The sequence below is a fragment of the Pseudomonas sp. R5-89-07 genome (genome assembly GCF_003851685.1).
GTDB lineage: Bacteria > Pseudomonadota > Gammaproteobacteria > Pseudomonadales > Pseudomonadaceae > Aquipseudomonas.
Genome location: NZ_CP027727.1, coordinates 549,898 through 572,210, shown reverse-complemented (window position 1 = coordinate 572,210; position 22,313 = coordinate 549,898). Strand labels below are relative to the sequence as shown.

Genomic DNA, 22,313 nt, shown 5'->3' with positions numbered 1-22,313 from the left:
CATGCAGGCGGGTCGCGCCTGAAAAAAGTGTGCCTCCCGCCCGGGCGGGAAACAGCTAAAGGGCGGGATTATAGCTTAAAAGCAGTGGGAAGCTGTTAGCGGCAAGGGCTAGCGAAGCTCAAGGCTACCATCGGCGCTTTGCCGGTAGAGGGTGTAAGGCAGGACGAGCGTATCCAGGACACCGGAGACGGGTATGTCGAGAACGGCCCACGGAATGCCGTTCAGCGAGAGACCGCCTGCGGAATTGGGCGGCCCATGCAGCACACACAAGTCATAGGCCACGCCGCTGTAGATCCGTGAAACAGACTGGCAATAGGTTTTCTTGCCCCTGAGTTCTCGAACCGTGACGTCATCACCGCGCAGCACGGTGGTGGTGGTACCGCAGCCTCCCATCAGCATGGATATTCCCAGCAACACCGATAACCGCACGACAAGGTTTCGCATCATTTGCTTCTTCTGTTTTGTTGAATGGAGAGATCGAAAAGCTAACACCACAGAGCCCGGTGACTCAGCTTTCCGCCGCCGTCGCTTAGCGTAGGAAACCTCTCATTCAGGCCAACGGCAAGGAACCAAGTAATTCCAAGAGTGACTCGTTAAACTGGCGAGTCTTTGCATCCGCCCGCCTGATTGGGGTGGCGCCACGGACCTGACCTCTTCATGAACGCATCCACCCCCGCTTGCCTCGCCCTGCTCCTGGGCCTGGCCAATACCGCCCTGGCCGACGATACACCGGTGATCCTCGACCCCAGCGTCGTCACCGGCTCGCGCAGCGCCAGCCCCAGCTTTGACCTGCCGTACTCGGTAGACGGCATCAGCCGTGAACAGATCAGCGACGGCCAGCTCGGCATCAACGCCTCCGAAGCCCTGTCCCGCGTGCCCGGACTGGTGGTGCAGAACCGTCAGAACTACGCGCAGGACCTGCAGATTTCCTCCCGTGGCTTCGGTGCCCGCTCAGCCTTCGGCGTGCGTGGCATCAAGCTGATTGCCGACGGCATTCCCGCCAGCACCCCGGACGGCCAGGGCCAGGCTGCAACCTTCAACCTGGACACCGCCGAACGCATCGAAGTGTTGCGCGGCCCGGCGGCGACGCTCTACGGCAGTAACGCCGGCGGGGTGATCCAGATGTTCTCCCGCGACGGCGAAGGCCCGCCGCGCATCGGTGCCGAAACCCTGGTCGGCAGCGACGGCCTGAACAAAAACCACCTCACCGCCGAAGGCGCGGCCAACGGTGCCGGTTTCGTGCTCGACGCCTCGCGCATGGACACCGATGGCTACCGCGACCACAGCAGCGCACGCCGCGACCAAACCTTCGCCAAGCTCAACCTCGAGCCGGATAACGACAGCAAGCTGGCGTTGATCTACAGCAGCCTTGAGCAGAATGGCACGCAGGATCCGCTGGGCCAGACCTGGGCGGCGTACAAGGCCGACCCTCGCTCGGTGAGCGCCAACGCGCTGACCTACAACACGCGCAAAAGCATCGACCATCAGCAAGTGGGCATGAATTACGAACGCTATTTTGGCGGGGCGACCTTGCAGGTGAATGCTTATACCGGTCGGCGAAGTGTGATTCAGTATCTGTCGATCCCCAAGGGCACACCCGCAAACGAGCGTGGCGGTGGCGTCGTGCAATTCGACCGCAAGTTCTACGGTGGCAGCGTGCGCTGGATGCAGCCTATCGAGCGCGCACCGGGCGAGTTGATGATCATCACCGGCCTGGATTTCGACCAGAGCGAAGACAGCCGCCACGGCTATCGGAACTACAGCGGCAACACCCTCGGCGTGAAAGGCGAGTTACGCCGCGATGAAATCGACACCGCTCGCAGCCTCGACCCGTACATCCAGGCCAACTGGGCATTGGATCGCTGGACCCTGCAAGCCGGCATCCGCCATAGCACCATGCAGATGGACGTCGACGATCAGTTCCTGAGCAATGGCGACGCCAGCGGCAACAAGACCTACCAGAAGAACACCCCGTCGATGAGCGTGATGTACGCGTTCACGCCCGACCTGCACGGTTACGTCAGCGCAGGCAAAGGCTTCGAAACGCCCACCCAGGCCGAGTTGGCTTATGCACCGGGCAATGTCGAGGGCTTCAACTTTGGCTTGAAGCCGTCTGAAAGCACCCAATACGAAATCGGCTTGAAGGCTCAGTTGGGCAATACCCGCGTCAACGCCGCCGTGTTCCAGATCACCACCGACGACGAACTGGTGGTGCAGCAATCCGTCGACGGTCGCACCAGCTACCAGAACGCCGGCCGAACCTTGCGTCGCGGCTTCGAGCTGGGCCTGGAAAGCCAGCTCAGCGAGCACTGGAGTACCAGCCTGGCCTATACCCGCCTGCAAGCCACCTACGACAGCGATTTTGCCAGTGGCGCGAACACCATCGACAAGGGCAACTACCTGCCCGGCGTTCCACAAACCACGCTGTTTAGCGAGCTGAACTGGAAACCACGCGACTGGGTCAGCACCGCCATCGAAGGTATGTACCGCAGCAAGGTCTACGTCGAAGACACCAACCGTCAACAGGCCGCACCGGGCTACAGCGTCTTCAACTGGCGTGCGCGGTTCGAGCAGAAGGTGGAGCACTGGACCTTTCACCAGACCTTGCGCCTGGACAACCTGCTAGACCGCCAGTACGTGGGCTCGGTGATCGTGGGCGACGGCAATGGCCGCTACTACGAGGCGGCGCCGGGGCGGTCCTGGTATGCGGGGGCTGGGGCGCAGTATCAGTTCTGAACGCAGCGCCTGAGCGGGCGCCATCGGGGGCAAGCCCCCTCCCACACTGACTGTGTTCACACCTTCAGATGTGTAAATACAGTCAAATGTGGGAGGGGGCTTGCCCCCGATAGGGCCGAAGGCCCGCTTCAACCGGCGGCGCTGACTTCTTTGGGCAAACGCTGGTCGATTACCTGATACAGCGCACTGCCCTGCGGCCAATTACGCATGAACCGCGCACGGTCCTTGGCATACGCCGCAGCGAAGCTGGCGGCAGAGGTGTGTTGGCACATGGCGTCCAGGTCGATCATCGCCCAGCGGCCTTCGCTCCAGAACAGGTTGTGGCCCTTGAAATCGCCATGGCTGATGCGTTCGCGAATCAACTCGGCAAACAAATGGTCCAGCGCCAGCAGCTCAGCCTCAGGCGCATCGCCACGCTCAACATAGGGCGCAAAGCGCTCGATAATGTCCGGCCCAGGCAGGTATTCAGTGATCAAATACGCACGGCTGCGCAACCACAAAAAACGCTTCTCCAGCACCGCCAACGGCTTGGGCGTGGCGATCCCGAGGAACGCCAGGCGGTTGCCTTCACGCCAGGAGTGCCAGGCACGGCTCGGGCGCCAGAAGCGCTTGAGCCAATGGGCGAAGCCCTTGATGTTGTAGCGCTTGATCACCAGCGGCCGGCCGCCTACCTCGACCTTGGCGACGCTCGCCGCGCCGCCGGTCTTGTACAAATGGCCCTGGTCGAGCAGCGCATCGGCCTGCTCCAGCACCGGCAGCATGGCGGCCTCTTCCTCACGCCGAATCGCGCGCAGGCCGAAGGCACCACGCGCCACACTGAACAACGTGCAGTCGCGACCGACCTTGTTCAGATAGTCCTTCAAGCGCCAGGCGCTGACTTTGCGCACCTGTTTTTCCAGAGCTTCCAGAGGCAAGGCGTGTTCGCCGTTGGCCAGCAGGTAGTACACCAGCAATTCTTCGGTAAACGGCTCGAGGTTTTTTGGCAACTGGGCAAAGAACACCCCGAGGTTTTCCAGCACGCGAGTGCGCGACAGCGGCTTGCCCGCGACTTCGACCCGAATACCGGCGCCATCGATCAAATACAGTTTGCCGCCCTGGCGCAGCAGGTTGTCCAGGTGCAGGTCTTCCTGCCACAGCCCCTTGGCATGCATCTGCGCAATCGCGCCCAGCGCTTCGGCGAGCACGGCGGTTTGTTCGTCGGCCAACGGCGGCAAGCCTTCGACGGCGAGCCAGGCGTCGGCCAGGCTCTGGGCGCCCTCCACAAATTCGAACAGCAGCCAGCCGCCCTCGCCTTCCTGCAGGCCGTCGGCCAGCAACAGCGGCGTGGTCAGGCCCTGCTCGGCCAGCAGGCGCACACCGCTGAGCTCACGCTGAAAATGCCGCGCCGCCTTGCTACCCACCAGCAACTTGGCCAGCACCGGGCGCCCACGCCATACCGCGGCGCCGACGTAGCGCTGCCCCGGCAACACCCGCAGCAGGCTGAGCAGTTGCAACTGCCCCGGGCCTGCCGCATCCGCCAAGTCGAGGGTCAACGGCAGGCTGGGTGCACGACCGGCCTTTTTCAGCTCGGACAAACGCATCAGCGGTTCTCCTTGTGGCTGCGGCGTGCCGTCAGGCGTTGGTGCCAGGTGGACACCAGCGCACTGTCTGCGGGCTGCTCAAGGTAAGCCGCCAACAGCTGCCGCACTTGGGCGTCCGTCCACTGCGGTGCGCGGCGCAGCAGGGGTTCAAGGTCCTTGACCCGGTCACGCCAGCCGAACAGCAACGGCCGCGTCTTTTCCAGGTCGATCAATTGCGCGGCATAACCGTCACCGCGCGCCTGCAGGAAAATATGCTTGGGGTAAAAGCAGCCGTGAACCTGGCCGACGCTGTGCAGATGACGCGCAAGCTTGCCGCAGGCGATCAGGATCGCGCGTTGCTGGGCGTCGCTCAATTGCGCCCATTGTTCCAGCAACGAGTCCAAGTCATTCCAGCCATCCAGGGCTCGGGTGAGCAGCATGGCGCGGCGTTCGCCCGCAACCTTGCGCTCGCCGAAAAATGCCGCCTGCAAGGCCGGGATACCCAGCTTTCGGTACAGGCTGATATTGCGAAATTCGCGGGCAAAACTCGGTTCGCCAAACGGCCGGTGCAAGGTGCGCGTCAGGTAGTTGCTCTGGCGCTTGAGGTAGTAACCCTGACCTTCAAGTTCCAGGCGATACACGCTGCTCCAACCGTCGCCACTGGTGTTCGGCTCATCCACCGCATCCAGTTGCCTGGCCCACAGTGAGTCGAAGGTAGCCAGGCCGTTGCGCTCAAGCAAAGCGCGGTCTTCGGCCGCCAGGAAGTCACTCATTCGCGTCCCTCGAAAAACTTCACCACATGGCGAATTCGTTGTTTGTCCGACGCCGTCAGGTGCGTGCGCTGGCGGTATTGCAGGTAGAAGCGCAGGCGCTGGGTGGCCGACAGATGATATTTGGCAACCTTGTCCAGGCAGGCCAGGTCCTTGGTGATGCGGTACTTGAGCCAGAAACCGCGCCAGAAATCGCCGTTGGGGCAGTCGATCAGATACAAGGTGCGCTGGTCATCGACCAGCAGGTTGCGCCACTTCAAGTCGTTATGGGTGAAGCGGTGATCATGCATGGTGCGCGTGTACTCAGCCAGCTGGCGGCTGATTGCATCGACCCACTTGGGGTCCTTGAGGCGCGGATCGTTGCGTTCCGCCAAGGCCGACAGGTCTTCGGTCTTGGGCAGTTCGCGGGTGATCATCGCGCCACGATCGTAGGCCAGCCCGCTGCGTTGCAGGCCCCAGGCGACCACCTCGGCGGTGGGAATGCCCCACTTGGCAAAGCGCTTGAGGTTCTGCCACTCGGACTTTACCCGCGGCCTGCCCAGGTAGCGGCGCAGGCCCTTGCCGGCCCCGACATAGCGCTTGACGTAATAATTGACCCCGCCGCGCTCCACTCGGATCACCTCTGACAGCGGGTCGCGGGTCAGGCGCTCGCCTTGCAGGGCAAACACCGCTTCCAGGCTTCCAAAGTCATCCGCAAGAGCGGCGTAGGCAGGTTCCAGAATCCAACCCGCCATCAGAGCGCATCCCCATAGCGTTGCTTGCGCGCATAGAGCTTGGCGGCCATGCGTTCCAGTTCGCGCAGCAGCGCGGTTTGCTCCGCCAAAATCTGGCGCAGCGGCTGCTTGAAGTAATGCTTGAGAAAACGCAGCTTGTCGCGCTGGGTCAGGCCGATTTCCAGGGCGGAGTAATACAGCCCGGCCAGGTCTTTGTTGCGCCAGCGCATGGGGATCGTCGCGCGCACCTGGGCACGGTGCAGGTCGATCACCGACAGCTTGAGGGTGTCGACCGTGATCGGCCGGTCGGTGTGCAGCAGGAAGTGGCACAGGTAGCAATCGCGATGATTGACGCCGCCGCGGTGCATCGCACCGACGGTGCTCGCCAACTCTACGGTCAAGGCATGCTTGATCGCCGGCACCGGCGGTTGCTTGACCCAATCGAGGGTCAAGTCTTCCAGGCTGATGATCGGGGTCAGCTCCTGGGTGATGATGAACGAGTGCTGGTCGGCCGGGTTGCTGCCTTTTTCGCCAAAGGCCACGGCGGTCATGGTCGGCACGCCCAGTTCCTGCAAGCGTTGGATCGCCCGCCACTCCTGGCCCGCACCCAGCACCGGCAATTTGGCGGTGACCAGGTTCTTGAGGATTTCGCCCCAGCCGATGCCACGGTGGATTTTCACAAAATAGGGTTCGCCCTGCACCACCGTACGCAACGTACGACGAGCGGCCAGCTCGCGGAACACCTGGCCTTGCAGCTTCTCGACCTCGGCGAACGCATCGCGTCCGGCCCAGAGGGTCTTGAAGGGTTCGGCAAGAATCAACTTCATCGGTTTGGCTCCGCCAGAATCAGGTCCGCAGCGTACTGCGGCATGCTAAACAGGTCGGCCGTCTCAGCGAAGGCCAGACCATTGCGACTCCAGGTCGCGCGCGCGTGTGGATCCTCAAGCATCTCCACCAGGTACTGGTTGAGCTGGGCCTGCTCGAACGGTTCGTCCAACACCCGGCCGCTCTGGGCCTTGTCGATGTAAAACGCGTAGCCGCAGACCTGGCTCACCAGTACCGGGAGGCCGGCGACCACCGCTTCGACCAGCACCATGCCGGCCGCCTCGTTGTAGGCAGGGTGAATCAGCAGGTCCGCACCCAGCAGGAAACGCGGGATATCGTTGCGGCCCTTGAAGAACTGCACCTGGTCGCCCAGGCCCAGCGCGGCACTCTGCAGTTGGAATACTTTGGGGTCGTCCTGGCCAATTACAAACAGGCGGGTGCGTTTCTTCAGTCTCGATGGCAGCGCGGCCACGGCCTTGAGGCTGCGGTCGACGCCTTTGGTCTTGAAGCCCGAACCGATCTGCACCAGCAGCAAGTCATCCTCGGCCAGGCCGAACTCACGGCGAAACTGCGCGCGAATGTCGGCGGCGTTCGGCGGTGCGCGCCGGTCACGGGCGATGCCCGGCGGCAGCAGGTGAAAACGCTCGGCCTGGGTGCCGTAATACTGGCTGAACAGTTGCTGCTGGCGCTCGGACAGCACCATGATCCGGGTCTTGGCGTTCTTGTCGAACACCGCGCGCTCGTATTCGGCAAAGTGCTTGTAGCGCCCGAACCAGCGGTACATCGGGTAGCGCAGGGTCTGGGCCTTGTCCTCGAACACGCCGTCGGCGGCGAAGTACAGGTCCAGCCCCGGCATCTTGTTGAAACCCACCACGCGGTCCACCGGGCGCTTGGCCAGGTCGGCCTGGATCCAGGCGTAGAGCTTTTCGTTGCGGCGATGGTTGACCAGCGCCTTGACCGGCGCCACCAGCACTTCGAAGCCGGGCGGGATATCGCCCTCCCAGATCAGGGTGTACACACGGATCGCATGACCGCGCTGCTGGCACTCCAGGGCGATGCGCATGAAGTCGCGCTGCAGGCCACCGAAGGGAAAGTATTTGTAGAGGACGAAGGCCAGTTGCATCAGTGCTACTCCTCAGCCAATAACAACGCGCTCAGTCGGCTGGCGACGCGTTCGGGGTTCAGGCGCGTGAAGCACAGCGGCGACTCGCGCTTGACGTCGAAGCGCTGCAGGTCATCGGCGGTGGGTTGATAGGTGCATTGCTTCTGCAGGCATGGCGCACATGGCCAGTCGCTGGCCAAGTGGACCTGGCCTTTGCCATAGGCGCCGGTGAGGCCCGGATTGGTCGGCCCGAACAAAGAAATGGTCGGCACATCCAGCGCAGCCGCCAAGTGACCGAGGCCGGTGTCCACCGCCACACAGGCACGAGCACCAGCCAATACACGGGCCACGCCGGCCAGGTTCAGCTTCGGCAGCACTTCGGCGTTAGGCAGGCCTTGCGCCAGGCGCTCGGCACGGGCTTTTTCGTCGGCGTTGCCCCACGGCAGTTTCACGTCCACACCCAGGCGGCCCATGCGTTCGGCCAGTTCGCGCCAATAGACTTCTGGCCAGTGCTTGGTGTCCCAGGTCGTACCGTGCAGCAGCAGCACGAAGGGCTTCTTCGGCGGCAGGCCCAGCAGTTTCTCGACGCTCAGGCCGTAGTCGCCCAGCCCTTTGGGCAGGTCGTAGCCCAGCGCCACGGCAAACAGCTGGCGCAACCGCTCCACCGCATGTTGCCCACGGGCCACGGCCAGGCGTCGCGAATAGAAACGCGCCGCCAGGGGCTCGCGTGCCGAGGTCTTGTCGAACCCGGCGACCGGCGCCCGCACGTAACGGGTCAGCCAGGCACTTTTGAGCAGACCCTGGGCGTCGATCACCAGGTCATATTTGGTCGACTGCACGGCCTGTTTAAAACGCCGCCATTCGCCGCTCTTGATGGTTTGCCAGAGGTTCTTGCGCCAGCGACGAATCGCCACCGGGATCACCCTGTCCACCGCCGGGTGCCAGGTCGGAATTTCGGCGAAGCCTTCTTCCACCACCCAATCGAAACGGATGCCGGGGATCGCCCGCGCGGCGTCGGTAAGTGCCGGCAAGGCGTGGATCACGTCGCCCAGGGATGAGGTCTTGACTACCAGTACCCGCAACTCAGTGAACCTCGACCACGTCGCCCTGCAACCGCTGCAAGGCATCGGTTACCGGCTGCGGCAGCAATTGACGCAGGCAGTTGTAATGGCCGAAACGGCAGGTGCGGTCAAAACAGGGGCTGCACTCAATGCCCAGGCGCACCACTTCCACCTGGTCGGCCAGGGGCGGGGTGAAGCCTGGGGATGTCGAGCCGTACACCGCCACCAACGGACGGTTCAGCGCGGCGGCGACGTGCATTAAACCCGAGTCGTTGGACACCACCGCGTCGGCGCACGACAGCAAGTCGATAGCCTCGGCCAGGGACGTCTCGCCACTGAGGTTCACCGCTTCTTCGCGCAGGCCAGGAATCAGGCGCTGGCGAATGTCTTCACCCACCGAGTGATCGTTTTTCGAGCCAAACAGCCACACCTGCCAGCCTTCGCGGATCTTGGTCTCGGCGACTTTGGCGTAGTGCTCCGACGGCCAGCGCTTGGATTCGCCGAATTCGGCGCCCGGGCACAACGCCAATACCGGGCGGTCCAGGGTCAGGCCGAACTTGGCCAGAGCCGCCTCGCGGGTCAGCGGGTCGATCTGCAAACTGGGGCGCGGGTATGGCGTCGGCAACTCGGCGCCCGGCTCATAGGCCAGGGCCATGAAGCGCTCGATCATCAGCGGGTAGCGTGCCTTGTCCAGGGTGCGTACATCGTTGAGCAGCACGTAACGAAACTCGCCGCGCCAGCCGGTACGCTTGGGGATACCGGCAAAAAACGGCACCAGCGCCGACTTCAGCGAGTTGGGCAACAGGATCGCCTGGTCGTACTGGCCGGCCATGGCTTTGCCGATGCGACGGCGGGTGGCCAATTCCAGCGCGCCATGACCGAGCGGAAAGCTCAAGGCCTTGCGCACTTGTGGCATACGCTCAAGGATCGGCCGGCTCCACTCAGGGGCGAGCACGTCGATCTGGCAATCCGGATAGCGCAGCCGCAGGCACTGGAACAGTGTCTGGGCCATCACCATGTCACCGACCCAACTGGGCCCAACGATCAGAATATTCATGTAGTTTCCACAAACGATGCGGGGAGGCTTATGCCTCCCCGCCCTAATAGTGTTTCAGCTCAAACCCAGCGCCTGCCAGATTCGCATCACCTGGCGCCGTTCGTCGGCGAACTGGTCCCCGGGCACCGTGCCCGCCTCGTTCTGCAAGGCTTGGCGGTGCGCGGCGGAGCGGTAAGCCTTATACACCTCACGCAACAAATGGGCATCGGCGGCGGGCATCAGCCCGACCTGCTCCAGGCCTTCCAGAATGCGGATATTGTCGGTATAGCGCAGCAACGATGGATGTTGCGCAGACCACGCCAAAGCCGCGTATTGCACCATAAATTCAATATCGACGATACCTCCCGCGTCCTGCTTGAGGTCGAACAGCGCCGTGGCGTCGAAGGCATTGGCCGCCATACCGGCCGCTGTGCTCTTGGTCCCCAGGTTGTCACGCATCTTGGCGCGCATCTCGCTGACCTCCTGGCGCAGCTTGACCAAGTCCCGCTCACGCCCCAATACCTTAGCGCGTACCTGCTCGAACGCCTGGCCGACATCCTGGCTGCCCACCAACACACGTGCGCGAATCAGCGCCTGATGCTCCCAGGTCCAGGCTTCATTTTGCTGATAGCGGTCAAACGCCCCCAGCGAACTCACCAGCAAACCGGACGCACCTGAAGGCCGCAGGCGCATGTCCACTTCATACAACTGTCCCGAGTTGGTCTGGGTGGTCAGCAAGTGAATGATGCGCTGGCCCAGGCGGGTGAAAAATTGCGCGCCGTCGATCGGCTTGGCGCCGTCGGTCTCGGCGTGCGGGTCGCCGTCGTGGATAAACACCAGGTCCAGGTCCGAACCATGCCCCAGTTCGATCCCGCCGACTTTCCCATAACCGACGATGATGAACCCAGGATCGCACAGGCTGCCATCCAGCCGTTGCGGCGAACCGTGACGAGCAACGGTCTGGCGCCAGGCCAGGGCCAGCACCTGTTCGAGAATGGCTTCGGCCAGCCAGGTCAGGTAGTCGCTGACTTTCATTAACGGAAGGCTGCCGGCTATTTCCGACGCGGCCACCCGCAGGCGGTGCGCCAGCTTGAAATGGCGCAGGGCTTCCATCTGCTGCTCAAGATCGTCTTCGGGGATACGCGTGAGGCGCTCGCGCAACTCGGCGGCCAGCTCCGGCGCCAACGGTGGCTTGAACAGACGCCCTTCGTTGAGCAGCTCATCGAGCAACAGCGGAAAGCGCGTGATCTGCTCGGCGATCCACGGGCTCGCGGCGCACAGGGTCAGCAGACGGCGCAGGGCGTCGGGGTTTTCGGTGAGCAGCACCAGGTACGCCGAACGGCGAGCGACGGCCTCGACCAGCGGCAATACGCGTTCCAGTACCAGGTCCGGGTTGGCGTGTTCGACCGCCTGGGCCAGCAAGCGCGGAATAAACGCATCCAGCCGCTCGCGACCCAGACGCTGCATGGCACGCAGCTGCGGGCTGCCGCGCAGGCCAGCCAGCGCCTTGAGGGCCTTGGGCGCATCGGTGAAGCCGCCCTCACTCAATTGGCGGCAGGCGGCGTCGTCATCCTGGGATTCTTCCCACAGCGGCAACCATTCCCCGCCGACGACCAATTCGCTTTCTTCGCCCTCTTCCTCATCAGGGTCGGCAATCACCTGGCGGAAGTGCCAGTCCACCCGACCCCGCCAATACATCAGGCGCTCGTGGAACGCGGCCCAATCGGCAAAGCCCAGCATAAAGGCAATACGCGCCTGATCTTCCGGGGTGTCCGGCAGCATTTGAGTCTGGCGGTCGGCAATCGCCTGGATCGCGTGTTCGGTGTAGCGCAAAAACTCGTAGCCATTGCGCAGCTCGCTGATCACGGCGGCCGGCAAATAGCCCTGGCCTTCCAGGGTGCCGAGTACTTTCAATAGAGGACGTTGTTGCAGGCTAAGATCGCGCCCGCCGTGGATCAGCTGAAACGCCTGGGCGATGAATTCCACCTCGCGAATACCGCCAGAACCCAGCTTGATATTGTCGGCCATGCCTTTGCGTCGCACTTCCTGCTGAATGAGCTGCTTCATGGTGCGCAGCGCTTCGATGGCGGAGAAGTCCAGGTAACGGCGATAGACGAACGGGCGCAGCATGTCGAGCAATTGCGCACCGGCCACCTGGTCACCGGCGACGACGCGGGCCTTGATCATGGCGTAACGCTCCCAGTCGCGGCCCTGGTCCTGGTAGTACTGCTCCAGCGCATTGAAGCTCAGTACCAGCGCGCCGGCCGAACCGTAGGGACGCAGGCGCATGTCGACACGGAAAACGAAACCGTCGACCGTCATCGGGTCGAGAGCCTTGATCAATTTTTGACCAAGACGAATGAAAAATTCCTGGTTATCCAGGGAGCGCTTGACCCCCACTGTCTCGCCGCCTTCGGGGTAGGCGAAGATCAAGTCGATATCCGACGACAGGTTCAGCTCCACCGCCCCCAGCTTGCCCATGCCGAGAATGACCATGTGCTGCGCCTCACCGCTGCGCCGCCCGGTCGGTGTCCCGAACTGCACACAATGGCGCTGGTACAACCATTGGTAGGCCTGGTCGATGCAGGCGTCGGCCATGTCGGACAGGTCGCGGCAGGTTTGCACCAAGTCAGCCTGGCGGGTCAGATCGCGCCAGATAATGCGCACCTGCTGGCGCGTCCGCTGACGGCGCAGCACGCGGCCCATTTCGTCTTCTGTTTCGGCTTGTTGCACGGCACCGGCGATCTGCCCGCACAGCTCACCCGGCGCAAAGCCTCGGTCCAGCTCGCCCCAGGCCACCAGTTCGAGCAACATCAAAGGGTCACGAACGCTCTGTTCAATCACGAAATCACTGGCTGCGCACACCCGCGCGAAGTCGGCCCACCGTTGCGGCGTCCACTCAGAAAGGCCATGATCGTCCTCCAGCGCGGCCACGGCGTCACGAAATGACTGCTCGGCCCGGCTGGCGTAAGGCAGGAGAATGGCCGGCAGTTCGGCCAGCAATGGAAGGCTCATGGTCTATCCTTGATCGGCGGGTAAATGGCGTGTAGTTGTGAACGCAGGAGCCCTGCTCGATGAAGGACTGTCGAACAAAAGTTAGAAATAGCTGAAATTAAATTAATCTTGGCAGGCAACATCAAACTTTCACCTTTTCTTGTTCGCAATAGACCAACAATAACGATTATGCTCACCAGCCAGACCGAGTCATACACTCGGTCTTGTGTAGTTTTACTACTCGTATATACATTCGAAAGGCTGAAATGGCCGACGATTTGTAGTAAAACTACAGGACGCCGAAGCAACCTTCGGCCATCCAAGAATTTATGTCGTCTGCCCACAAGGCCAGTCGCAAACTTCAGGCAACCGATTCTGGTAGCCTTTCCGCCCTGGAGCAAGCCATGCAAGACCTCGATCCCGTCGAAACCCAGGAATGGCTGGACGCCCTGGAATCGGTTCTCGACAAAGAAGGCGAAGACCGTGCTCACTACCTGATGACCCGTATGGGCGAACTCGCGACCCGCAGCGGCTCACAATTGCCTTACGCCATCACCACGCCATACCGCAACACCATCCCCGTTACCCACGAAGCACGCATGCCTGGCGACCTGTTCATGGAACGCCGCATTCGCTCGCTGGTACGCTGGAACGCCATGGCGATGGTAATGCGCACGAACTTGAAAGATTCGGACCTGGGCGGTCACATCTCCAGCTTCGCTTCCAGCGCTACCCTGTATGACATCGGCTTCAACTACTTCTTCCAGGCCCCGACCGACGAACACGGCGGCGACCTGATCTACTTCCAGGGCCACACCTCGCCAGGCGTCTACGCCCGTGCGTTCATGGAAGGTCGCATCACTGAAGACCAGATGAACAACTTCCGCCAGGAAGTGGACGGTGGCGGCTTGTCGTCCTACCCGCACCCTTGGTTGATGCCTGATTTCTGGCAGTTCCCGACCGTTTCCATGGGTCTGGGCCCGATCCAGGCGATCTACCAGGCACGCTTCATGAAGTACCTGGAAGCTCGAGGTTTCATCCCTGAAGGCAAGCAGAAAGTCTGGTGCTTCCTGGGTGACGGCGAGTGCGACGAGCCGGAATCCCTGGGCGCCATCTCCCTGGCCGGCCGCGAGAAGCTGGACAACCTGATCTTCGTCATCAACTGCAACCTGCAGCGCCTCGACGGCCCGGTTCGCGGCAACGGCAAGATCATCCAGGAACTCGAAGGCGTGTTCCGCGGAGCGCACTGGAACGTGACCAAAGTCATCTGGGGCCGTTTCTGGGACCCACTGCTGGCCAAGGACGTCGACGGTATCCTGCAACGTCGCATGGACGAAGTCATCGACGGCGAGTACCAGAACTACAAGGCCAAAGACGGCGCGTTCGTGCGTGAACACTTCTTCAACACGCCTGAACTCAAGGCGATGGTTGCCGACCTGTCCGACGACGAGATCTGGAAGCTCAACCGTGGCGGCCACGACCCGTACAAGGTCTACGCGGCATACCACGAAGCGGTCAACCACAAGGAACAACCCACCGTCATCCTGGCCAAGACCATCAAGGGTTATGGCACCGGTGCCGGCGAAGCGAAGAACACCGCGCACAACACCAAGAAAGTCGATGTCGACAGCCTGAAGTTGTTCCGCGACCGCTTCGACATCCCGGTCAAGGACGAAGAGCTGGAGAACCTGCCGTTCTTCAAGCCGGAGCCAAACAGCGCCGAAGCCCGTTACCTGGCCGAGCGCCGCTCTGCACTGGGTGGTTTCGTACCTCAGCGCCGCGCCAACAGCTTCAGCGTTCCGACGCCAGACCTGAGCACCCTCAAGGCCATCCTTGATGGCTCGGGCGACCGTGAAATCTCCACCACCATGGCCTTCGTGCGGATCCTCGCGCAGCTGGTCAAGGACAAGGACATCGGCCCGCGTATCGTCCCGATCATCCCGGACGAAGCCCGTACCTTCGGTATGGAAGGCATGTTCCGTCAGTTGGGCATCTACTCCTCCGTCGGCCAGCTCTACGAGCCAGTCGATAAAGACCAGGTGATGTTCTACAAGGAAGACAAGAAGGGCCAGATCCTCGAAGAAGGCATCAACGAAGCGGGCGCCATGAGCTCCTTCATCGCTGCCGGTACTTCGTACTCCAGCCACAACCAGCCGATGCTGCCGTTCTACATCTTTTACTCGATGTTCGGCTTCCAGCGCATTGGCGACCTGGCTTGGGCAGCAGGCGACAGCCGTACCCGTGGCTTCCTGATCGGCGGTACTGCCGGCCGTACCACACTCAACGGCGAAGGCCTGCAACACGAAGACGGTCACAGCCACATCCTGGCTGCCACCATCCCTAACTGCCGCACCTTCGATCCAACCTACGGCTATGAGCTGGCGGTGATCATCCAGGACGGCATGAAGAAGATGACCGAAGAGCAGCAGGACGTCTTCTACTACATCACCGTGATGAACGAGTCCTACCAGCAGCCAGCCATGCCGGCCGGCGTGGAAGAAGGCATCATCAAGGGCATGTACCTGCTCGAAGAAGACACCAAGGAAGCAGCACACCACGTACAGCTGATGGGCTCCGGCACCATCCTGCGCGAAGTGCGTGAAGCGGCGAAGATCCTGCGTGACGAATTCAACGTCGGTGCCGACGTGTGGAGCGTTACCAGCTTCAACGAACTGCGTCGCGACGGCCTGGCCGTAGAGCGCAGCAACCGCCTGCACCCTGGCCAGAAGCCAGCCAAGAGCTACGTCGAAGAGTGCCTGGCCGGCCGTAAGGGTCCAGTCATCGCCTCTACCGACTACATGAAACTGTTTGCTGAACAAATTCGCCAGTGGGTCCCGTCCAAGGAATTCAAAGTCCTGGGCACCGACGGTTTCGGTCGCAGTGACAGCCGCAAGAAGCTGCGTCACTTCTTCGAAGTCGACCGTCACTTCGTGGTGTTGGCAGCCCTGGAAGCCTTGGCTGACCGTGGTGAGATCGAACCGAAGGTGGTGGCTGATGCCATCGTCAAGTTCGGGATCAACCCGGAAAAACGCAACCCACTGGACTGCTGAGGAGACTTTTTGTGAGCGAACTCATTCGCGTACCTGACATCGGCAGCGGTGAAGGTGAAGTAATCGAGCTGTTTGTGAAGGTTGGCGACACCGTCGAAGCCGACCAGAGCATCCTGACCCTGGAGTCGGACAAGGCGAGCATGGAAATCCCTGCTCCCAAGGCCGGCGTGGTCAAAAGCCTGAAAGTGAAGCTGGGCGACCGCCTGAAAGAAGGCGACGAACTGCTGGAGCTGGAAATCGAAGGTGCTGCCGATGCAGCTCCTGCGGCTGCCGCTCCGGCCGCCGCTGCACCTGCTGCTGAAAAGCCTGCCGCTGCTGCCGAGGCTGCTTCAGCCCCGGCCGCTGCACCTGCCGCCGCCACCGTCCAGGACATTCACGTTCCGGACATTGGCTCGTCGGGCAAGGCCAAGATCATCGAGTTGCTGGTCAAGGTCGGCGACACCGTCGAAGCCGACCAGTCGCTGATCACCCTGGAGTCCGACAAGGCCTCCATGGAGATCCCGTCGCCGGCTGCCGGCGTGGTGGAAAGCATCGCGGTCAAGCTGGAAGATGAAGTCGGCACTGGCGACTTTATCCTCAAGCTGAAAGTACAAGGCGCTGCGCCTGCAACCGCTCCAGCACCGGCCGCCGCTCCGGCCGCCGCTCCGGCTGCCAAGGCTGAAGCTGCTCCGGCTGCTGCCGCCCCTGCGCCTGCTGCAAAAGCTGAGGCCGCTCCGGCCCCTGCTGCTGCCGCACCTGCGCCAAGTGGTGCCAAGGTTCACGCCGGCCCTGCCGTGCGTCAATTGGCCCGTGAATTCGGCGTTGAGCTGAATGCTGTGTCGGCAACCGGCCCTCACGGCCGCGTGCTGAAGGAAGACGTGCAGGTCTACGTCAAATCCATGATGCAGAAGGCCAAGGAAGCGCCAGCTGCTGGCGGCGCTACCGGCGGCTCGGGCATTCCGCCGATCCGTACCGTGGATTTCAGCCGCTTCGGCGAAATCGAAGAAGTGCCGATGACCCGCCTGATGCAAATCGGCGCGGCAGGTCTGCACGCGAGCTGGCTGAACATCCCGCACGTGACTCAGTTCGACCAGGCCGATATCACCGACCTGGAAGCGTTCCGCGTTGCGCAGAAAGCCGTGGCCGAGAAAGCCGGTGTGAAACTGACCGTGCTGCCCCTGCTGCTCAAGGCCTGTGCACACCTGCTCAAGGAACTGCCGGACTTCAACAGTTCGCTGGCGCCAAGCGGCAAAGCGATCATTCGCAAGAAATACGTGCACATCGGCTTTGCCGTCGACACGCCTGACGGCCTGCTGGTACCGGTCATCAAGAACGTCGACCAGAAGAGCCTGCTGCAACTGGCCGCCGAGGCTGCTGCGCTGGCCGCCAAGGCCCGCGACAAGAAGCTCACCCCGGACGACATGCAGGGCGCGTGCTTCACCATCTCCAGCCTCGGGCACATTGGCGGTACTGGCTTCACGCCAATCGTCAACGCGCCGGAAGTGGCGATTCTGGGGGTGTCCAAGGCAACCATCCAGCCTATCTGGGACGGTAAAGCGTTCCAGCCGAAGCTGATGCTGCCACTGTCGCTGTCCTACGATCACCGCGTGATCAACGGCGCCGCGGCGGCACGCTTCACCCAGCGCCTGAGCCAGTTGCTGAACGATATCCGCACCATCCTGCTGTAAGCCGCAACGGCCTCCCCTTATCGGGAGGCCTTGCCGCATCGATTTCCGAGCGCCACGCTCGTACCTCAACCCCGCCACTTGGCGGGGCTTTTTTTGCGCTGAACTTTGTAGGAGCGAGCTTGCTCGCGAAAAACTCCGGGGCACCGCGTTTATCCAGAAGGCCTGCGTTATCGTTGACGATCTTCGCGAGCAAGCTCGCTCCTACAGAAATCCCCCGCGCGGCCGATAACAACGTTATAGCACTTAGCCTTCATCCTCTCTTGTCAGTGCGTGCCGCATGATGCAACCTTGCCGCAGGTAACCGTAAAGAGGGCGTGAGCCCGGCGCCGTGCGCATTTTCCCAAGCGAGTCTCCCCCATGAAAAGCCAACCCGATGTCGCCCGAACGGCGGCCGAGGTAGTGACGCAATTACCGGTGCCTTCGCGCCTCGGTATGCTGCGTTTCGAGCGGCTTAATGAGGCAAGCTGGGCGCTGCTCTACCTCGACCCCAATTGCGAACGCCAATTCGGCCTGCCAGCGGTCGAACTCTGTGCCCTGATCGGCACGCCGTATGCCAGCCTGATGGAACCTCGGGCACGCTATCAATTGCATGATGCGATCCAGCAGCAACTGGCCCACAGCCCTCACTATCTGGTGCGCTACACCCTGCACACCAACGATGGCCCGCTGAGCCTGCTGGAAATGGGCGAGGCCTACAAACAACACAACCGTCACCTGCTGCGCGGCTACCTGATGGTGGTCGATGGCCTGTTCAGCGAAATTCCCACAGCAGCACCAACCGCCGATCTGGAGAACCAGAACAGCCGCCTGCAAATCGCCCTGGAACTCAATCAGCGCGCGCAACAGGAGCAACTGCAGCATCTGGAGCGGGTACGCGCCCAGCAGGAACTGATCCTGCTGTTGGCCCGCCAACGCTACACCACGCCCAATTCGCTGCAGGAAGCCGCAGAACTAATCACCCGCAGCGCCTGCGACATCTACCAGATCGACTGCGCCAGCATCTGGAACCTGGAAGGCCAGCGCCTGGTGCCGATTTCGGCCTACCACCGCGCCGATCAACAACACCACTTGCCTGAAGCGATCGACGCCAGTTGCTTCCCCGATTACCTCGAGGCCCTGCACAGCAGCCGCGCGATCGATGCCACCAATGCCATCCGCGACCCGCGCACCCGGGAAATGGCCGAAAGCCTGCTCGCCAAGGACGTCCACGCCATGCTCGATGCGAGCATCCGGGTGGATGGCCAGGTGGTCGGCGTGCTTTGCCTGGAGCAAAGCGGCAGCGCGCGTGCCTGGCAGGCCGATGAAATCGCCTTTGCCGGTGAGCTGGCGGACCAGTTCGCCCAAGTCATCAACAACCACAACCGACGCACCGCCACCAGCGCCCTGCACCTGTTCCAGCGGGCAGTGGAACAAAGCGCCAACGCCTTTCTGCTGGTCAATTGCGACGGCGTGGTGGAATACGTCAACCCCAGCTTTACCGCGATTACCCAATACAGCGCCGAAGAGGTGCACGGCCATCGCCTGGCGCAGTTGCCGGCCCTGGAGAACCTCAGCGAGTTGTTGTTCGATGCGCCGTCGAGCCTGGCCAAGAGCAACAGCTGGCAAGGTGAGTTCAAAAGCCGACGCAAAAACCTGGAACCCTACTGGGGCCAGCTATCGATTTCCAAAGTGTATGGCGACAACCGTGAGCTGACCCACTACATCGGCATCTACGAAGACATCACCCAGACCAAGCTGGCGCAGCAGCGCATCGAACGTCTGGCCTACACCGACAACCTGACCAACCTGGGCAACCGCCCGGCCTTCATCCGCAACCTCGACGAGCGCTTTGCCCGCGACAGCGACAGCCCGATCAGCCTGCTGCTGGTGGACATCGACAACTTCAAGCGGATCAACGACAGCCTCGGGCACCAGACCGGTGACAAGCTGCTGATCAGCCTGGCCCGTCGTCTACGCAACAGTTTGAGCAGCGGCGGCAGCCTGGCGCGCTTTGCCAGTAACGAATTTGCGGTGCTGCTGGACGATGCCGACCTTGAAACCGGCCAACAGGTCGCCAGCCAGTTGCTGACCACCCTCGACAAGCCGATGTTCGTCGACAACCAATTGATCAGCGTGACCGGCTCCGTGGGCCTGGCCTGCGCGCCGCTGCATGGGCGCGACCCGCAAACCCTGATGCGCAACGCCGGGCTGGCCCTGCATAAGGCCAAGGCCAACGGCAAACATCAGGTGCAGGTGTTTACCGAAGCCCTGAATGCCGAGGCCAGCTACAAGCTGTTCGTGGAAAACAACCTGCGCCGCGCCCTCACGCAGAACGAGCTGGACGTGTTCTACCAGCCCAAGCTGTGCCTGCGCAGTGGCCGCCTGCTGGGCATGGAAGCGCTGCTGCGCTGGAACCACCCGGAAAAGGGCATGATCCGCCCCGATCAGTTCATCAGCGTGGCCGAAGAAACCGGCTTGATCATCCCCATCGGCAAATGGATCGCACGCCAGGCCTGCCGCATGAGCCGACAGTTGACGGCGGCGGGCCTGGGCAACTTGCAGGTGGCGATCAACCTGTCGCCCAAGCAGTTTTCCGACCCGGATCTGGTGGCTTCGATTGCCACGATCCTCAAGGAAGAACAACTGCCGGCCAACCTGTTGGAGCTGGAGCTGACCGAAGGCCTGCTGCTGGAGGCCACCGAAGACACACGCCTGCAACTGGACCAGCTGAAGAGCTTTGGCCTGACCCTGGCCATGGACGACTTCGGCACCGGTTATTCGTCGCTGAGCTACTTGAAAAAATTCCCCATCGACATCATTAAGATTGATCGCAGCTTTATCCACGAAATCCCGGACAACCAGGACGACATGGAAATCACCTCGGCGGTCATCGCCATGGCCCACAACCTCAAGCTCAAGGTGGTGGCCGAAGGCATCGAGACCGCCGAGCAACTGGCGTTCCTGCGCCGGCATCGTTGCGACGTGGGCCAGGGCTACCTGTTCGACCGGCCAATCCCCGGCGCAGAGCTGCTGGAGAAGCTTAAACGCTACCCACGCGGGCCAATCGCCTGACAGCGCTGTAACACTCGGGCACACTGGCTGTCTGACAATTTACTGCTACTCAACCTGACGAGAGGACTGATCATGGTCTTGCGCTCGGAAATTCTGGTGAACAAAAACGTGCTGCCTACTCAAGAACAAGCTCTGCCTGGCCGTGAAACCCCGATGAACCTGCCGCAAACGCATTTCGTCAACGGTAACCCGCTGCTGGGCCCGTTTACCGACGACGTCGGCTTCGCGATCTTCGGCCTCGGTTGCTTCTGGGGCGCGGAACGCAAGTTCTGGCAGCGCGACGGGGTGGTCAGCACCGTGGTCGGCTACGCCGGCGGCTTCACGCCGAACCCGACCTACGAAGAAGTCTGCTCAGGCCTCACCGGCCACAGCGAAGTGGTGCTGGTGGTGTATGACCAGGCCAAAGTGAAATACGAAGACCTGTTGAAGATGTTCTGGGAACTGCATAACCCAACCCAGGGCATGCGCCAGGGCAACGATATCGGCAGCCAATACCGCTCGGTTATCTACGCCACCACGCCGGAGCAACTGGCGGCGGCCAAAGCCAGTGCCCAGGCATATCAGCAAGAGCTGACCAAGGCAGGCCTGGGCGAAATCACCACCGAAATAGAAGAAGCACCGACCGTGTACTTCGCCGAGGCGTATCACCAGCAGTACCTGGCGAAGAACCCGCAGGGCTACTGCGGCATCGGCGGCACTGGCGTGACCTGTCCGATCTAAGGCGACACCAATCAAAAATGTGGGAGGGGGCTTGCCCCCGATGGCGGTGGATCAGTGACAGATGGACTGATTGACACCCCGCTATCGGGGGCAAGCCCCCTCCCACACTGATTTTGGGTTTGACTGGAAGGCATTTACTCAGCAATAAGCCAATCCATCTGCCACCCACCCTGGGTCTGGCCTAGCTGTTTGGACAGCCACGGCAGCAATTCACGCAACTCTTCTTCCAGACCCCACGGCGGGTTGGCAATCGCCAGGCCCGAACCGGTCAGGGTGTTGGGCGTGTCCAGTGGATGCACCAGCAATTCCACGCGCAACAGTTTCGGCGCACCGGTGCCGGCCAGGTCCTGGTAGAAGCGGCGCAACAGGCGCTGGTCTTTCACCGGGTACCAGATGGCCGCGACCGTCTGGCGCATGCGGCTGACGGCTTCCTTGAGGGACGCCGCGCAACGCTGCATTTCGTCGAGCTTTTCAAACGGTGGGTCGATTAGCATCAGCGCACGTTTTTCCGGCACCGGCAACAGGGCGCGCGGCACATGCCAGCCTTCGCCGAGGTGTACCTTGACCCGGCGATCGCCCTTCATGTTGTCCTTGAGCAACACGCCGTCTTCCGGGTGCTTTTCGTTGAGCAGTACTCGGTCCTGAGGCCGCGTCAGGCGCCGCGCCAGTTCCGGCGAGCCGGGGTAGTAGCGCAACTGGCCATCCGGGTTCATCTCGTGCAGCACACGCATGTAATCGGCGGTGAGCGGCGGCAGGTCGTTTGCGCCCCACAGGCGGGCGATGCCTTCCAGGTATTCACCGGTGCGGTTGGCCTGGTCACCCTGCAGGTCGTACAGGCCGATACCGGCATGGGTGTCGAGGTAGGCGAACGGCTGCTCTTTACGCGACATCAGGGTGATGAGGCGGGTCAAGGTCAGGTGTTTGAAGACATCGGCGTGGTTGCCGGCGTGAAAGGCGTGACGATAGTTCATGGTTGCTCCTGCGCAGGGGGCGAAGTTTACCTTCTACCGGCGTAAAGGTGCAGGGCCG

The 22,313-nt window shown here is 62.1% G+C and carries 15 protein-coding genes; 5 read left to right on the top strand and 10 right to left on the bottom strand.

What is annotated here, in order from left to right; translation table 11 throughout:
- Positions 1-108 precede the first annotated feature (108 nt).
- Positions 109-444, bottom strand: a complete 336-nt coding sequence (locus tag C4J94_RS02435) for a YceK/YidQ family lipoprotein (protein WP_124388915.1) — start codon at positions 442-444, stop codon at positions 109-111.
- Positions 445-657: 213 nt separating this feature from the next.
- Here C4J94_RS02435 and C4J94_RS02430 point away from each other — a divergent pair, with 213 nt between their 5' ends.
- Positions 658-2,736 (top strand): TonB-dependent receptor, encoded by a 2,079-nt coding sequence (locus C4J94_RS02430; RefSeq protein WP_124384820.1) that lies wholly within the window; start codon positions 658-660, stop codon positions 2,734-2,736.
- A gap of 128 nt (positions 2,737-2,864) precedes the next feature.
- On the opposite strand, the gene C4J94_RS02425 is transcribed toward C4J94_RS02430, so the two are convergent.
- Genes C4J94_RS02425 through glnE form a run of 8 tightly spaced genes read right to left on the bottom strand, consistent with a single transcriptional unit; the run spans position 2,865 to position 12,817 of the window.
- On the bottom strand, positions 2,865-4,316 hold the full coding sequence (locus C4J94_RS02425) for a lipopolysaccharide kinase InaA family protein (protein WP_124384819.1): 1,452 nt from the start codon (positions 4,314-4,316) through the stop codon (positions 2,865-2,867).
- Positions 4,316-5,068: a lipopolysaccharide kinase InaA family protein gene (locus C4J94_RS02420; RefSeq protein ID WP_124384818.1), complete on the bottom strand. Its 753-nt coding sequence runs from the start codon at positions 5,066-5,068 to the stop codon at positions 4,316-4,318. The genes C4J94_RS02425 and C4J94_RS02420 overlap by 1 nt, the downstream gene beginning before the upstream one ends.
- Positions 5,065-5,799 carry a lipopolysaccharide kinase InaA family protein gene (locus C4J94_RS02415; RefSeq protein ID WP_124384817.1) on the bottom strand — a complete coding sequence of 245 codons (735 nt, stop codon included), beginning with the start codon at positions 5,797-5,799 and terminating at the stop codon, positions 5,065-5,067. The genes C4J94_RS02420 and C4J94_RS02415 overlap by 4 nt, the downstream gene beginning before the upstream one ends.
- Positions 5,799-6,605, bottom strand: a complete 807-nt coding sequence (gene rfaP, locus C4J94_RS02410) for a lipopolysaccharide core heptose(I) kinase RfaP (RefSeq protein WP_124384816.1) — start codon at positions 6,603-6,605, stop codon at positions 5,799-5,801. The genes C4J94_RS02415 and rfaP overlap by 1 nt, the downstream gene beginning before the upstream one ends.
- A complete protein-coding gene (locus tag C4J94_RS02405) occupies positions 6,602-7,726 on the bottom strand; it encodes a glycosyltransferase family 4 protein (protein WP_124384815.1) in 1,125 nt (374 codons plus the stop codon). Before C4J94_RS02405 ends, rfaP begins: the two co-directional genes overlap by 4 nt.
- 5 nt (positions 7,727-7,731) lie before the next feature.
- Positions 7,732-8,787, bottom strand: a complete 1,056-nt coding sequence (waaC, locus tag C4J94_RS02400; RefSeq protein WP_124384814.1) for a lipopolysaccharide heptosyltransferase I — start codon at positions 8,785-8,787, stop codon at positions 7,732-7,734.
- A gap of 1 nt (position 8,788) precedes the next feature.
- Positions 8,789-9,823, bottom strand: coding sequence for a lipopolysaccharide heptosyltransferase II (gene waaF / locus C4J94_RS02395; RefSeq protein ID WP_124384813.1), 1,035 nt, complete (start codon positions 9,821-9,823; stop codon positions 8,789-8,791).
- A 54-nt stretch (positions 9,824-9,877) separates the two neighbouring features.
- Positions 9,878-12,817 carry a bifunctional [glutamate--ammonia ligase]-adenylyl-L-tyrosine phosphorylase/[glutamate--ammonia-ligase] adenylyltransferase gene (gene glnE / locus C4J94_RS02390; protein ID WP_124384812.1) on the bottom strand — a complete coding sequence of 980 codons (2,940 nt, stop codon included), beginning with the start codon at positions 12,815-12,817 and terminating at the stop codon, positions 9,878-9,880.
- Positions 12,818-13,200: 383 nt separating this feature from the next.
- Between glnE and aceE the strand changes: the two genes are divergently transcribed.
- The 4 genes from aceE to msrA all read left to right on the top strand — a co-directional run bounded on the left by aceE (position 13,201) and on the right by msrA (position 21,284).
- Positions 13,201-15,846 carry a pyruvate dehydrogenase (acetyl-transferring), homodimeric type gene (gene aceE, locus C4J94_RS02385; protein ID WP_124384811.1) on the top strand — a complete coding sequence of 882 codons (2,646 nt, stop codon included), beginning with the start codon at positions 13,201-13,203 and terminating at the stop codon, positions 15,844-15,846.
- A gap of 11 nt (positions 15,847-15,857) precedes the next feature.
- Positions 15,858-17,513 (top strand): dihydrolipoyllysine-residue acetyltransferase, encoded by a 1,656-nt coding sequence (gene aceF / locus C4J94_RS02380; RefSeq protein ID WP_124384810.1) that lies wholly within the window; start codon positions 15,858-15,860, stop codon positions 17,511-17,513.
- A gap of 357 nt (positions 17,514-17,870) precedes the next feature.
- Complete coding sequence (locus tag C4J94_RS02370) at positions 17,871-20,564, top strand: bifunctional diguanylate cyclase/phosphodiesterase (RefSeq protein ID WP_124384808.1); 2,694 nt, start codon at positions 17,871-17,873, stop codon at positions 20,562-20,564.
- Positions 20,565-20,636: 72 nt separating this feature from the next.
- Positions 20,637-21,284, top strand: a complete 648-nt coding sequence (gene msrA, locus C4J94_RS02365) for a peptide-methionine (S)-S-oxide reductase MsrA (protein WP_124384807.1) — start codon at positions 20,637-20,639, stop codon at positions 21,282-21,284.
- A 134-nt stretch (positions 21,285-21,418) separates the two neighbouring features.
- Here the strand turns inward: msrA and C4J94_RS02360 are convergent, their stop codons facing one another.
- Entirely contained in the window at positions 21,419-22,255 is an 837-nt protein-coding gene (locus C4J94_RS02360; RefSeq protein ID WP_124384806.1) for a 23S rRNA (adenine(2030)-N(6))-methyltransferase RlmJ, read from the bottom strand.
- Positions 22,256-22,313 lie beyond the last annotated feature (58 nt).

Bases quoted from the DNA above. Each gene is read 5' to 3' on its own strand.
- C4J94_RS02435 (WP_124388915.1), bottom strand. From the start codon at position 444: ATGCGAAACCTTGTCGTGCGGTTATCGGTGTTGCTGGGAATATCCATG.
- C4J94_RS02430 (WP_124384820.1), top strand. From the start codon at position 658: ATGAACGCATCCACCCCCGCTTGCCTCGCCCTGCTCCTGGGCCTGGCC.
- C4J94_RS02425 (WP_124384819.1), bottom strand. From the start codon at position 4,316: ATGCGTTTGTCCGAGCTGAAAAAGGCCGGTCGTGCACCCAGCCTGCCG.
- C4J94_RS02420 (WP_124384818.1), bottom strand. From the start codon at position 5,068: ATGAGTGACTTCCTGGCGGCCGAAGACCGCGCTTTGCTTGAGCGCAAC.
- C4J94_RS02415 (WP_124384817.1), bottom strand. From the start codon at position 5,799: ATGGCGGGTTGGATTCTGGAACCTGCCTACGCCGCTCTTGCGGATGAC.
- rfaP (WP_124384816.1), bottom strand. From the start codon at position 6,605: ATGAAGTTGATTCTTGCCGAACCCTTCAAGACCCTCTGGGCCGGACGC.
- C4J94_RS02405 (WP_124384815.1), bottom strand. From the start codon at position 7,726: ATGCAACTGGCCTTCGTCCTCTACAAATACTTTCCCTTCGGTGGCCTG.
- waaF (WP_124384813.1), bottom strand. From the start codon at position 9,823: ATGAATATTCTGATCGTTGGGCCCAGTTGGGTCGGTGACATGGTGATG.
- glnE (WP_124384812.1), bottom strand. From the start codon at position 12,817: ATGAGCCTTCCATTGCTGGCCGAACTGCCGGCCATTCTCCTGCCTTAC.
- aceE (WP_124384811.1), top strand. From the start codon at position 13,201: ATGCAAGACCTCGATCCCGTCGAAACCCAGGAATGGCTGGACGCCCTG.
- C4J94_RS02370 (WP_124384808.1), top strand. From the start codon at position 17,871: ATGAAAAGCCAACCCGATGTCGCCCGAACGGCGGCCGAGGTAGTGACG.
- msrA (WP_124384807.1), top strand. From the start codon at position 20,637: ATGGTCTTGCGCTCGGAAATTCTGGTGAACAAAAACGTGCTGCCTACT.
- C4J94_RS02360 (WP_124384806.1), bottom strand. From the start codon at position 22,255: ATGAACTATCGTCACGCCTTTCACGCCGGCAACCACGCCGATGTCTTC.